This is a genomic window from Sphingomonas sp. BK069, assembly GCF_014193405.1.
Classification (GTDB): domain Bacteria; phylum Pseudomonadota; class Alphaproteobacteria; order Sphingomonadales; family Sphingomonadaceae; genus Sphingomonas.
This window is the reverse complement of sequence record NZ_JACHZH010000009.1, coordinates 65,005-77,600: the sequence shown is the minus strand read 5'-3', so window position 1 is coordinate 77,600 and position 12,596 is coordinate 65,005. Positions and strand designations below refer to the sequence as shown.

Sequence of the window (12,596 nt, the reverse complement as noted above, 5' to 3'; positions counted from 1 at the left end):
GCCTTCCCGCGCTTATACACTCCCCTAGCCTTAAAGGCCTGAATGCCCTCAGCTTGGCGTTCCTAGCGCGCAATCGTGTCAAATTTGGCGAAGACACAACGTGTCCAGGGAAGCCTTGCCTGCTGCTTTTGAGGTATCTATTGGCTACTCGGTCGCTTTCAGAGCCACACTCCTGCCCTTCAGCTCGTGCACGATGTTCTGTAGATCCTCACATAACCCGTTTGCGCCCTGACAGCGTTGCGAACACGATCACGAGCGCACTTGCGACGATCAGCAGCGTAAGCGGAACCGTCCAGCCGCCGGTTGCATCGCGCAGCACTCCAATCAGCAGCGGTCCGGCTGCCGCGCCTCCGTAGCCAATACACTGCGCCATACTGGACAAAGCACCCGCCTGATGATGGTCACGTGTGCGAAGCGCGAACAGTGACAGACTTGTGACCAATGCGACCCCTGCACCGAGGCCGCCCACGATCAACCAGACCAGAGACAATGCGGGGTGTGCGAGCAACCCAATCGTGCTGACCAAGAGGCACATACCGCACGAGAAGCCTAGTAGCCGCTGATCGGGCAGACGCTGGATCAGCGACCCGCTGCCGAGGTTGGTTGCGACTGCGACCACCTGATACACAAGGAGGTACAGGCCGGCTGCTTTCGGTGAAACTCCTGAGGTGCCACCGTAGGAAGCAAACCAGTCGATGATCGAGTAGAAAACGAGCGAGTGAAGCGCGAAGAATAGCGATACCTGCCATCCAATCGGATGCCGCCAAGGTGAGACGATGGCCACCTCTTTGACCGCTACGGGGAGAGAAGCCCGGATTGATCTTAGCTGCGGCAGCCAAGTGAGCAGGGTTATCAGCGAGAGAACGGCCCACACACCGAGCGACCAACGCCAATCCGCGAAGGCCAGGCTCGCAATTGGAACGGCTACACCCGCGGCTACACCCGCGACACCGGCCATCGCCGCGGCATAGAGGCCAATCAGACCCGCGGCGCGGTCAGGAAAGTCCCGCTTTACAAGACTGGGGAGCAGGACGTTGCCGAAGGCGATGCCCATACTTAGCAGGACTGTACCGATCCACAGCCCGATCGGCAGCCATACCGAGCGCAGCAACGTGCCGAGGAAAATCGCTGCGATCGCTGCACCGAGAACGCGTTCCAGGCCGTACCGTCGGCCCACAGACGGCGCAATTAGCGACACCGCCGCAAACAGGAGTAGCGGCAATGCATGGAGCATCCCGGCCTCGGCCCCGCTCAGCTTCATTGCAGCTTGTACCTCCGGCAACACCGGACCTAAGCTGGTGATCGGCGCGCGGAGATTGGCGCCGACCAAAACAATCCCGATTGACAGATTCTTGGCACGATTAAGCCGAACGGCAGTTTCGGATGAGTGCATAGTCAACCTGACCCAGCAAGAAGCCCGGGGGCATCTTCGTCGTAGTGCGTTGGTTGACGTTAACGCTTACGCGAGCAAACTTATGCTGCCCGTCTACCCAGGTCGCTACCGCCGTGGGTCACAGCCGTCAACAGCGCTTGACGTGCTCTGACGAAGTCCAGGCTCCAGCGCTGGTTCGGTCCTTGGGGCAGCGTCATGGGCGCCCGGGTGCCCATGGCTCGCTTGCGACCGCGCCGGCGCCGCACGCGCAGGTTCTCCTCGCGGTACAGCCGCAGCAGCTTCTTGTGGTTGGTGACCAGGCCCTCGCGAGCCAGCATGATCCCTAGCCGCGGGTATCCGAAGCGGCGACGCTCAGCCGCGATTTCCCGCAGCCGCGACCGCAGGTCGCCATCATCAGATCGCCGGTGCGCGTAGCGCATCGACGTCCGATCCACGCTGAAGATGGTACAGGCCCGACGCTCGCTGATGCCGAACAGCTGCCGAGCATGCTCAACAGCCTTCCGCTGAACGGCAGGCCCTACCAGTTTTTTGCGGCAGTCTCCTTGAGCACGGCGTTGTCGACCCTCGCGTCAGCAGCAGCCGCTTCAGCCGGGCGTTCTCGTCCTCCAGCACCTTCAGCTTGCGTGCTTGCGACACGTCCATGCCGCCATACTTCGCCTTCAGGCCTACAGCGTCGCGCTGCTGATCCCGTTTGCGGCATACGTCGGCGGTCTTCATCGCGCCGTCCTGCTCGCGCAGCACCGCGATGATCTGCTCCTCGCTGAACCTGCTCTTCTTCACATCCGTCTCCTCACGAAGGCGGACTCTAGCTCGAACTGGCGGAGTTTCAGGGGGGCACGTCAGCGGCCGGCTCGCGTCGTTAAAACGAACTAATCGCGGACGGGCGAAATCACCCGGCACCGCCGGTTGCCACCGCGCCCCATCACAGCTTCTCGGTCAGTTCCGGCAGCAGCGTGAACAGGTCGCCGACCAGGCCGATATCCGCGACCTGGAAGATCGGGGCATCCTCATCCTTGTTGATGGCGATAATGACCTTCGAATCCTTCATACCGGCGAGATGCTGGATCGCGCCGGAGATGCCGACCGCGATATAAACCTTGGGGGCGACGATCTTGCCGGTTTGCCCGACCTGATAGTCGTTGGGCACATAGCCGGCATCGACCGCGGCGCGGCTGGCCCCGACGCCCGCACCAAGCTTGTCGGCAAGCGGCTCGATCAGCTTGGTGAAGTTCTCGCCATTCTGCAACGCGCGGCCGCCGGAGACGATGATCTTCGCCGAGGTCAGCTCGGGGCGGGCATTCTCGGCGATCTCGGCGCCCGTGAAGCTCGACAGGCCCTTGTCGCCGGTCGACGCCACGGCCTCCGCCGTTCCGCTGCCACCCTCAGTCGCCGCCTTCCCGAAGGCAGTGCCGCGAACGGTGATCACCTTCTTGGCGTCCGACGACTGCACCGTCGCGATCGCGTTGCCCGCGTAGATCGGCCGGGTGAAGGTGTCTTCGCTCTCGACCGACAGGATGTCGGAGATCTGCATGACGTCGAGCAGCGCGGCAACGCGCGGCGCGATGTTCTTGCCGTGGGTGGTGGACGGCGCGACGAAGGCGTCGTGATGACCCATCAGCTCGACGATCAGCGGTGCGACATTCTCGGCGAGCGCATGCGCATAGGCCGCGTCGTCGGCGACGTGGACCTTGCCGACGCCGGCGATTTTGGTCGCCGCTTCCGCCACCGCGGCGACACCCTGGCCGGCGACGACGAGATGGACCTCGCCGAGCTTGGCCGCGGCGGTGATGGCCGACAGCGTGGCATCCTTGACGGCCTGACCGTCATGCTCGACCCAGACGAGAGTCTTCACTTGGCAATCCCCATGGCATGCAGCTTCATCACGAGTTCGTCGACATCGGCGACCTTGATGCCGGCCGAGCGCTTGCCGGGCTCGACCACCTTGAGGGTCGTGATCCGCGGTGTGACATCGACGCCGTAATCGGCGGGCGTCTTGGTGGCGAGCGGCTTGGACTTGGCCTTCATGATGTTGGGCAACGACGCATAGCGCGGCTCGTTGAGGCGCAGATCGGTAGTGACGATCGCGGGGAGCTTGAACGAATCGGTCTCGAGACCGCCGTCCACCTCGCGGGTTACCGTCACCGTGTCCGCGGTCAGCTCGACCTTGGACGCGAAGGTGCCCTGGCCCCAGCCGAGCAGGCCGGCAAGCATCTGCCCCGTCTGGTTGTTGTCGTCGTCGATCGCCTGCTTGCCAAGGATGACGAGATCGGGCTGCTCCTCCTCGACGATCTTGGCCAGGATCTTGGCGACGCCCAGCGGCTCGACCTTCTGGTCCGCGGTGACGAGGATGGCGCGATCGGCGCCCATCGCCAGCGCGGTGCGCAGCGTCTCCTGCGCCTTGGGTTCGCCGATCGACACGACGACGATCTCGGTGACGCCCTTGTCCTTAAAGCGGATCGCCTCTTCGACGGCGATCTCGTCGAACGGGTTCATGCTCATCTTGACGTTGGCGAGGTCGACCCCCGTCCCATCTGCCTTCACGCGAGGCTTCACATTATGATCAAGCACGCGCTTGACCGGTACCAGCACCTTCATGCTCTACTCCAAAAGAATTGTGCGGATCGCATCGGTCTTAGCTGATCGGGCAATCGTCGACTGTTGCCGGCGCGGCATCCGTTACATTGACCGCCGACCCGGGCATCAATTATGCGTTTGCGATCACCACCGCGCGGGTGTTGAGATAACTTTCCAATGCCTCAGGCCCACCTTCCGTGCCGTAACCAGAGTCTTTCATCCCTCCAAACGGCAGCTCGGCCGAAGTTGCGGCGGGAGTGTTTATCCACAGCATGCCAACTTCAACCTTGCGGGTGAGTAGATCGGCATTGGTGAGAGATTGGGTGAATGCATATCCTGCCAGACCGAATGACAAGCGATTTGCCTCCGCAATCGCCTCCTCCAACGCATCAAAGCCGCGGATACCAGCGACAGGACCGAATGGCTCATCGTTGAAGAGGTGCGCATTGAGCGGCACGTCGGTCAATACGGTGGGTGACCAGAAATGACCCGCTTCGCCGATCGGGCCGCCGCCAGCCAGCAAGATGGCGCCCTTGCTGATCGCATCCTCCTGAAATTCAGCCATCGCCGCCACTCGGCGCGCGTTCACGAGCGGCCCCATCTGCGTGTCCTTGGCCATCCCGTCGCCGACCACGATGCCGCGCGCCAGATCGGCTAGCTCTTCTGCGAAGGCGTGCTTGACGCTGTTGTGGACGAGGAAGCGGGTCGGGGCGATGCAGACCTGCCCGGCGTTGCGGAACTTGGCGCCCCCGATGCTCTTCACCGCCAATGCGACATCGGCATCTTCGCAGACAATCACGGGCGCATGCCCGCCGAGTTCCATCGAAACCCGTTTCATGTGCTGTCCGGCCATGCCAGCTAGTAGCTTGCCGACCGGCGTCGAGCCCGTGAAGGTGATCTTCCGGATGATAGGGCTGGCGATGAGATATCGCGAAATCTCTGCCGGGTCGCCAAATACGAGTCCGAGCACGCCCTCGGGCAGCCCAGCATCATGAAACGCCCTGATCAAGGCGGCGGGGCTCGCAGGCGTTTCCTGCGGCGCCTTGACGATGATCGAGCAGCCTGCCGCGAGGCCTGCACCGATCTTGCGCACGATCTGGTTGATTGGAAAGTTCCACGGCGTGAACGCTGCCACCGGGCCGACCGGATCCTTCAACACCATCTGCCGCGTTGACGGCGTGGACCGGTGGGGCACCAGCCGCCCATAGATCCGAAAGCCTTCTTCCGCGAACCAGTCGATCATTCCCGCGGCAGCAATCGTTTCGCCGCGGGCTTCCGCCAGCGGCTTACCCTGTTCCAAGGTCATGAGTTCAGCTATGCGATCAGCCCGTTCGCGCAGCAGATCGGCAGCCTTGCGCATGATCCGGCTGCGCTCGGCGGGAGTGTGATCGCGCCACAGCTTGAAACCGCGGTCGGCTGCATCGAGCGCCGCGTCGAGGTCAGCCTGCCTTGCGCACGCAACCCGTCCGATCTCTTCTCCCGTCGCCGGGTTCATCACGGCTAGGGATCCGCCGTCGCGGGCATCCTGCCACGTGCCGCCGATGAAGAGCTGTGTGTCGATGTAGGCCATGGTGAAACTCCGAAATGTAGCGGTCGTGCGGCAGGAAGAGGGGCGGCTTAGACAAACCTGATGTGGGTCGACCGACGACGCGGCTGTTGAGATAGGATTGAAGCGCATCTTCCCAGTCGCTGCCCCCAGCAGGCTAACTGCCTGCCGGCGGCCCCATGCGAGATCAGTTGAATACCATGCCGCCGTCGATGATCACCGCCTGTCCGGTCATGTAATCGGAGTCTGGCCCAGCAAGGAACGACACGCAGGCAGCGACGTCGGCGGGCTTGGACACGCGCTTCAACGTTATGTTCTTGGCAAACTGCTCCATGCCCCATTCAAACGGCTGGCCGTTGTTGGTCGCGAGATCGCTCGCCACCTTCTGCATCATCGGTGTATCGACGATGCCGGGGCAATAAGCATTTACGGTGATTCCGAGATGCGCCAGATCACGCGCTGCCGTCTGGGTGATGCCCCGCACCGCGAACTTGGTACCGCAATAGACCGCCAGATCCGGGTTGCCGACCTGCCCAGCCTGCGAGCAGGCGTTGATGATCTTGCCGCCGTGCCCGAGCTGCTTAAAGCTCTTGGTTGCGGCTTGGATGCCCCATAGCACGCCGCCGACGTTGATATCGAAAGCGCGGCGATACAGATCATAGTCGATCCCCTCGATCGGGGTGATCGGCGCCACGCCAGCGTTGTTGATGAGCACGTCCAACCCGCCGAACCGATCGGCCGCCTGTTCAACCGCCGCGAACACCGACTGACGGTCTGCGACGTCGACGGCAATGGCGCACGCGCTGGCGCCTGAAGCTTCCAGCCTCGCCGCCACTGCTTCCGCTGCGCCTACGTTCATGTCTGCACAGGCTACCGCGAAGCCGTCGGCCGCGAGCCGGAACGCAATAGCCTCGCCGATCCCCTGCGCGGCGCCAGTCACGAAAACGGTTTTGCCTATTACCTTGCTCATCGTCTTCTCCTTGTCCGATGTAGTTTCGCCGCCGCGGATCAGAATGAGACCGAACTCTTCATGCCGAGAGCCACCACGTTGCGGCGTTCCGAAATGCCGCCCGGGTTGAAGCCAAACTGCACGTCCAGCACGATCTTGACGCCTGTGGTGGCGACCAGCCGATAATCCGCCTCCAGGATCCATTCGGCTTGGCGCACACCATCGATCGAACCGTTGGCCAGCGCGATACGGTCAGTCTCGCGCGTCCGATCATTGATATGCGTGCGCACCAGCGCCAGCGCGACCTGGTCGTTTCGGCGGCTGGCGAAGGTGCCCGTCTGCGTGAAACCGAGTGCCGTCTGGTTGTCGATCAGGCTAGATCGCCGATCCAACTGCGTAAAATTGAAGAACATGGACAAGCCCTTGCGGTCCAGACCTTCCGGCGACGCCGTAAGCTGCTGTGACATCTCGAAATAGACACCATGCCGCCCACGGAAGCTCTGCCCCGGCTGGCCTGAAACGATCGTCAGTTGCCCGGCATCGTCTCGCACCAGATCTTGCGCCCGCGACGTCTCGATCCACCCGCCGATCTTGTGATAGCCCGGACGGTCGCCGCCCAGCACCGGCGTCCACGCCGCCTCAATTGGCACCAGCACCCCGCTTCCGCTCGAGAGCGCTAGCCGGAAGCCGTTGGTCGGATCCACGTTTCGCTGATTGACCTGATAGACGCCTACCTGGAGATATTCCTGCTTGCGGTCTTCTTGGGGCGCTGACGTCCGCCGCTCGGCGAGTTGCCGAGTTTGTCGTTTAACCGGTGGTTGCGTTCACCAGCTCCCTCTCGAGCGTGAAGCCGCGATAGTCGTCGTTCGCCACCGCCGCGAGCGTGTCGCGGAACGCGCCAAGACCGCCCATGTAGAAGTAAATTGTCTTCTTCTTACCCGGGATGTTCGTGCCAAAAATCCACGAGTCGGCTTTGGGGAACAGCGTCTGGCTAGCGATCTCCTCGCAAGTGCGCACCCATTCGGCTTCCGCCTGCGGGGTCGCCTCGATGGTCGCGACGTGGTTGCGCTCCATGTAGCCGATGGCATCGGAAATCCATTCGACCTCGGCCTCGATCGAGGGCGGTAGGTTCGTAAACGGCCCGTTGGGGCCAAGCACCATGAACATGTTGGGAAAGCCAACCGTACCGATCGAGAGGTAGGCGGCCGGCCCCTCGCTCCAGTGATCGCGCATCTGCAGGCCGCCGCGGCCGCGCAGATCCATGCGCTTGTAATTGCCGTCGACTGCGTCGAAGCCTGTGGCGAACACCAGGATGTCGAGTTCATGCTCCACCCCGTCGGCGGTGCGGATGCCGTTCTCAGTCATCTCCACGATCGGGTTCTCCCCGATATGGACTAGCGACACGTTGTCGCGATTGAACGTCTGATAATAGCCGCTGTCGCACAGCGGGCGCTTGGCGTGGAGATCGTTGGGCTTAAGCTTGCGCGCCGTTTCCGGATCGTTGACGATCTGGTCGATCTTGCGGCGGATATAATCCTGCGCCGCCTTGTTCGCTGCTTCGTCCGTGGCGATGTCGCCGAAGGTTTCGAACATGAAGCGGAAGCCGCCGCCCTTGGCCCAGGCCTTGTCGAAGATGCGCTCGCGCTCTTCGTCCGACACGCTGGCAAGCGGTCGGGTGCTTTCCTCGAAGCCGAAGGCGAGTGCCGACTTGCGCACCCCTTCCCAGATCTTCGGGTAATCACGCCTTATTTCCTCAAGCTCGGCCTCGGACAGCGGCCCATTGCCGACCGGCACGGAATATTGCGGCGAGCGCTGGAAGACGGTAAGGTGGTTGACCACGGGAGCGGTCGCAGTGATGAACTGCACGCCGGTGGATCCGGTGCCGATCACGCCGACGCGTTTGCCCTCGATGCCGGCGTCGCTCGGCCAGCGCGACGTGTGATAGATCTTGCCCTTGAACCGATCCATGCCCTCGATCTTGGGGATGTTGGTTGCGGCGAGAAGCCCGACGGCGGTCACCAGATATTTAGCGGAATAGGTCTGGCCATCGTCGGTGGTCAGCTGCCAGCGCGCTGCGTCCTCGTCGAATACGGCCGAAGTGATGCCGGTGTTGAGCCGGATATCCTTGTACAGGTCGTGACGCTCGGCAACATGCTCGAGGTACTTGAGGATTTCCGGCTGCGGCACATATTTGCTCTTATGCGGCCACGTCCGCAGCAGTTCATCGTCCCACGAATAACAGTACACATGGGATTCTGAATCGGACAGCGCGCCGGGGTAGCGGTTCCAATACCAGGTGCCGCCGACCCCGCCCGCCTTGTCGAAGGCGAGCGTGTCGAGGCCTAGTTCGTCACGCAGCTTCTTGAGCGCATAAAGACCCGCAAACCCGGCGCCGATCACCGCTGCGTCGAGGTTGGTCGCGGCTGCTGTGCTGTCGCCTGCATTGTTTCCGGTCATCCTACTCTCCACTTTATTTTGGTTGGCTTCGGCCCGAGCTAGCAGCCGCTTCGAGACAGCTTGGTCACCATGCGTTGGCCCTGAAATCCCGCACCATGTTGCGTGCGATGATAACCTGCTGGATTTGGCTGGTGCCCTCGTAGATCCGGAACAGCCGCACATCGCGGAAGAACCGCTCGATGCTGTACTCACTGATGTAGCCGGCACCGCCGTGGATCTGGACACACCGGTCCGCGACCCGACCGCACATCTCGGTGGCGAACAACTTGGCGCAAGAGGCTTTAGTCACGACATCTTGGCCACCGTCACGCTCGCGCGCGGCATCAAGCACCATGCACCGCGCGGCATAGATTTCGGCCTTGCTGTCAGCGAGCATGCCCTGGATTAGCTGGAACTCGGCAATGGGCTGCCCAAACTGCTTGCGTTCAAGCGCGTAGCGCAGCGTATCGGCGAGCATTCGCTCTGCGGCTGCGACACTGATCGCGGCGATATGCAACCGGCCCTTGTCGAGCACCTTCATCGCGGTCTTGAAGCCGACGCCCTCCTTGCCGCCAATAAGGTTGGCAGCCGGTACGCGGACGTTGTCGAAAATGACGTCGCTGGTATGCGCGCCTTTCTGGCCCATCTTCTTGTCGGGCTTCCCTATCGTCAAGCCGGGAGTATCGCGCTCGACGATGAAAGCGCTGATGCCGCCCGCCCCCTTGATGTTGTGATCAGTGCGCGCCATCACGCTGAAGATGCCGGCGTGGGGAGCGTTGGTGATGTAACGCTTGGTGCCGTTGAGGACATAGCTGTCGCCGTCGCGAACGGCGCTGGTCTTGAGTGAGGCGGCGTCCGTGCCGGAGTCGGGCTCGGTGAGGCAGAAGGCGCTAAGATATTTGCCACTCGCGAGTCGCGGCAGATAATGCGCCTTCTGTTCGGCAGTCCCGTCTAGCAGGATGCCGATCGATCCGATGCCGTTGTTGGTGCCGATGTAGGAGCGGAACGCTGGCGAGGCCCGCCCCAGCTCGAACGCAATCAGCACCTCCTCCTCCATCGTCACGCCCAGTCCGCCGAACTCCTCGGGGATGGTTAGGCCGAACAGGCCGAGCTCGCGCATCTGCTCGACGACATCGGCAGGAATCGTGTCGGTCTCGGCCACTTCAATTTCGCGCGGGATCAGCGCCTCATCGACGAACCTGCCGATCGAACCGAGTAGAACATCGAGCATTTCCGCGTCACGGATCATCGTGCCATCCTGTGTTTGCCGCAGCCGTAAGGTGATCGGTAAATCGGGCCACGCTGCTACAAGGCGACCGCGCGCATCTGGCTGACCATGTGTTTGAGCCGTGGGCCGATATCGTCCTCGAGCTTCTCGCGCGGCAGGACGAAGCTCGGCCCGCCGCAGTTGAAGGCGAGGATGCCGTACTCGGGATGGACGAAGGGCACGCCCACCGAGTTGACGTCACGCTCCCACTCGCCGATCGAGAGGCAATAGCCGAAATCGGCATAGTCTCGAAACGCGCGCTCCAGTCCGCGGCGTATCTCCAGCCAGTCGCCTTCGTTACGGCTTCGCAACTGATCGAGCAGGCCATCGCGTTGCGCATCGGGCATCGCTGCCATGCACGCCCGCCCGATCGAAGTGAGATGGATTGGCATGTGATAGCCGACCTGCCGTCGTGTGGTCAGGTTGGTCTGGCCATGAACAACGTCGATATAGACCATCTGCAGCCGATCGCGCGCGGCCAGCGCCACCGCGGCATGGGCGTGCTGCGCGAGCTCGACCATGAAGGAATTGGCGATCGAGCGGATCGGTAGGTTCGACAGCATCTGATAGCCGAACGCCAGCACGCCGACGTCGAGCTGGTAACGCCCCGAAAACGGATGCTTCTTGAGATAGCCGAGCTGCGCCAGCGTATAGGTCATGCGCGACACCGTGGCCTTCGGCAGGCCAGTTTTGGCAGCGAGCTCCTGATTGCCGAGCACGCTTTCCTGGCGACTGAAGCAGCGGAGCAGTTCCATGCCGCGGGCTAAAGCGACAACGAAGTTGCGGTCTTTGGTACCATCTCGATCATCCTCATCCTCCAGCATCGGCTGATTCCCGATCGCCGCCGGGATGTCAGTCGCAACGTCGCTTGGCCCCTGATGAGCCGACGTCTGCTTGTTCGATGCCATCGTTATGCCGCTCCTAAAACTCTGTCAATCCTGCGAAATCTAGTTCCGCACAGCGGAACCGTCAATGTCACGTAGTGGAAGCGAGTGGTTGAGAGCCCTTCAATCGCAGGGATCGCGCGGGTTTACATCTCCGCTCCTCCGCGCTTATTAACACAGAAAAGCAGAATAGGATTCCGCTGTGCGGAACGATGGATGAGGAAGGCCGAATGGAAGCTGTGTCTAGGATAGCTGGCATGACCAGGGCCAAGCGCCAAACGCCACCGATTGCTCCGCAATGACGGGCGCGCTTGCCGGCGTCAGAGTCCTCGATCTCAGTCGCGTGCTTGCCGGGCCATGGTGTGGACAGATCCTTGCGGATCTTGGCGCCGATGTCGTCAAGGTAGAACGCCCGCGGACCGGAGACGATACCCGCGGCTGGGGTCCGCCCTATATGGCCACCGAGGACGGCGAGCCCAGCGATCAGGCGTCCTATTATCAATCTACCAATCGCGGCAAGCGATCGGTAACGATCGACATCACCGATCCGCGCGGCCAAGAGCTCGTGCGCACGCTCGCCGCCAACGCTGACGTGCTGATCGAAAATTACAAATCGGGGTCACTGGGCAAATACGGCCTCGGTTACGCCGATCTCAACGCGCTTAATCCCCGGCTGATCTATTGCTCGATCACGGGCTTTGGGCAGACGGGCCCGCGCGCCGCGGAGCCGGGCTACGATTTCATCGTCCAGGCGCTCGGCGGATTGATGAGCATTACCGGTGAGCGCGACAGCCGGCCGGGCGGCGGGCCACAGAAGGTCGGTGTGGCGGTCGCCGATCTGATGACCGGTCTGTACGCCACCATCGCCATACAGGCAGCGTTGATCGCCCGCCAGACCAGTGGGCGTGGCCAGCATTGCGACATGGCACTTTTCGACGTGCAGGTGGCCACACTCGGCAACCAAGCCATGAACTATCTGGCCACCGGCCGTGCCCCCGCCCGCCAGGGCAACGCGCACGTCAATATCGTTCCCTATCAGGTGTTCGATGCCAGCGATGGGAGCTTCGTCATCGCCTGCGGCAACGACAGCCAATTCGTCGCACTCTGCGCAGCCATCGGGCTACCCGAACTCGCCTCGGATCCGCGCTTCAAGCGAAACTGCGACCGAGTGGTGCACCGGGAACTGGTGAGTGCCGCCCTGCAGGACCATTTCCGCCGAGCCCCCGTAGCGCCGTGGATCAGTAAGATCGAAGCAGTCGGCGTGCCCGTCGGCCCGATCAACGACATTGCCCAGGCGCTTGCCGAGCCGCAGGTCGCTGCACGCGACATGCTAGTCGCTATTCCGCACCCGCAGAACCCTGACTTCCGGATGACCGGCAGCCCGATCAAGCTATCCGACACGCCGGTGGCCTACGCCGCTCCACCCCCGCTGCTCGGTCAGCACACGCAAGAGGTGCTGCGCAACGATCTCGGCCTTTCCGACAGCGACATCGCCACGCTCATTGCCGACCAGGTGGTCACCTGATCACGACCGATCCTTCGATAAA

Annotated in this window: 9 protein-coding genes and 2 pseudogenes; 1 reads left to right on the top strand and 10 read right to left on the bottom strand. The window is 62.4% G+C overall.

Going from position 1 to position 12,596, the window contains the following annotated elements; all coding sequences use genetic code 11:
- Positions 1-208 precede the first annotated feature (208 nt).
- The 10 genes and pseudogenes from FHY02_RS19640 to FHY02_RS19590 form a co-directional block, all read right to left on the bottom strand.
- Entirely contained in the window at positions 209-1,393 is a 1,185-nt protein-coding gene (locus tag FHY02_RS19640) for an MFS transporter (protein ID WP_183925437.1), read from the bottom strand.
- Between the two features lie 149 nt (positions 1,394-1,542).
- Positions 1,543-2,173, bottom strand: a pseudogene (locus tag FHY02_RS23135) (transposase); the annotation flags it as partial.
- Between the two features lie 142 nt (positions 2,174-2,315).
- On the bottom strand, positions 2,316-3,245 hold the full coding sequence (locus FHY02_RS19625) for an FAD-binding protein (protein WP_183925431.1): 930 nt from the start codon (positions 3,243-3,245) through the stop codon (positions 2,316-2,318).
- Positions 3,242-3,988 (bottom strand): electron transfer flavoprotein subunit beta/FixA family protein, encoded by a 747-nt coding sequence (locus tag FHY02_RS19620; protein ID WP_183925428.1) that lies wholly within the window; start codon positions 3,986-3,988, stop codon positions 3,242-3,244. The genes FHY02_RS19625 and FHY02_RS19620 overlap by 4 nt, the downstream gene beginning before the upstream one ends.
- A 109-nt stretch (positions 3,989-4,097) precedes the next feature.
- Positions 4,098-5,537, bottom strand: a complete 1,440-nt coding sequence (locus tag FHY02_RS19615) for an NAD-dependent succinate-semialdehyde dehydrogenase (RefSeq protein WP_183925426.1) — start codon at positions 5,535-5,537, stop codon at positions 4,098-4,100.
- 163 nt (positions 5,538-5,700) lie between these two features.
- Positions 5,701-6,483 carry a (S)-acetoin forming diacetyl reductase gene (locus tag FHY02_RS19610; RefSeq protein WP_183925424.1) on the bottom strand — a complete coding sequence of 261 codons (783 nt, stop codon included), beginning with the start codon at positions 6,481-6,483 and terminating at the stop codon, positions 5,701-5,703.
- Between the two features lie 38 nt (positions 6,484-6,521).
- Positions 6,522-7,199 (bottom strand): annotated as a pseudogene (locus FHY02_RS19605) (carbohydrate porin); the annotation flags it as partial.
- A gap of 70 nt (positions 7,200-7,269) precedes the next feature.
- Positions 7,270-8,919, bottom strand: coding sequence for an NAD(P)/FAD-dependent oxidoreductase (locus FHY02_RS19600; protein WP_132910682.1), 1,650 nt, complete (start codon positions 8,917-8,919; stop codon positions 7,270-7,272).
- A 64-nt stretch (positions 8,920-8,983) separates the two neighbouring features.
- Positions 8,984-10,147: an acyl-CoA dehydrogenase family protein gene (locus FHY02_RS19595; RefSeq protein WP_132910681.1), complete on the bottom strand. Its 1,164-nt coding sequence runs from the start codon at positions 10,145-10,147 to the stop codon at positions 8,984-8,986.
- Positions 10,148-10,203: 56 nt separating this feature from the next.
- Complete coding sequence (locus FHY02_RS19590) at positions 10,204-11,073, bottom strand: IclR family transcriptional regulator (protein ID WP_260173012.1); 870 nt, start codon at positions 11,071-11,073, stop codon at positions 10,204-10,206.
- A gap of 274 nt (positions 11,074-11,347) precedes the next feature.
- On the opposite strand from FHY02_RS19590, the gene FHY02_RS19585 reads away from it, so the two are divergent.
- The gene (locus tag FHY02_RS19585; protein WP_183925422.1) at positions 11,348-12,574 is read left to right on the top strand and encodes a CaiB/BaiF CoA-transferase family protein; all 1,227 of its coding nucleotides are present in this window, start codon (positions 11,348-11,350) and stop codon (positions 12,572-12,574) included.
- The last annotated feature ends 22 nt before the right edge of the window (positions 12,575-12,596 follow it).

Coding starts and splice junctions, on each gene's coding strand:
- FHY02_RS19590 (WP_260173012.1), bottom strand. CDS start 11,073: ATGGCATCGAACAAGCAGACGTCGGCTCATCAGGGGCCAAGCGACGTT.
- FHY02_RS19585 (WP_183925422.1), top strand. CDS start 11,348: ATGACGGGCGCGCTTGCCGGCGTCAGAGTCCTCGATCTCAGTCGCGTG.
- FHY02_RS19620 (WP_183925428.1), bottom strand. CDS start 3,988: ATGAAGGTGCTGGTACCGGTCAAGCGCGTGCTTGATCATAATGTGAAG.
- FHY02_RS19615 (WP_183925426.1), bottom strand. CDS start 5,537: ATGGCCTACATCGACACACAGCTCTTCATCGGCGGCACGTGGCAGGAT.
- FHY02_RS19610 (WP_183925424.1), bottom strand. CDS start 6,483: ATGAGCAAGGTAATAGGCAAAACCGTTTTCGTGACTGGCGCCGCGCAG.
- FHY02_RS19640 (WP_183925437.1), bottom strand. CDS start 1,393: ATGCACTCATCCGAAACTGCCGTTCGGCTTAATCGTGCCAAGAATCTG.
- FHY02_RS19595 (WP_132910681.1), bottom strand. CDS start 10,147: ATGATCCGTGACGCGGAAATGCTCGATGTTCTACTCGGTTCGATCGGC.
- FHY02_RS19600 (WP_132910682.1), bottom strand. CDS start 8,919: ATGACCGGAAACAATGCAGGCGACAGCACAGCAGCCGCGACCAACCTC.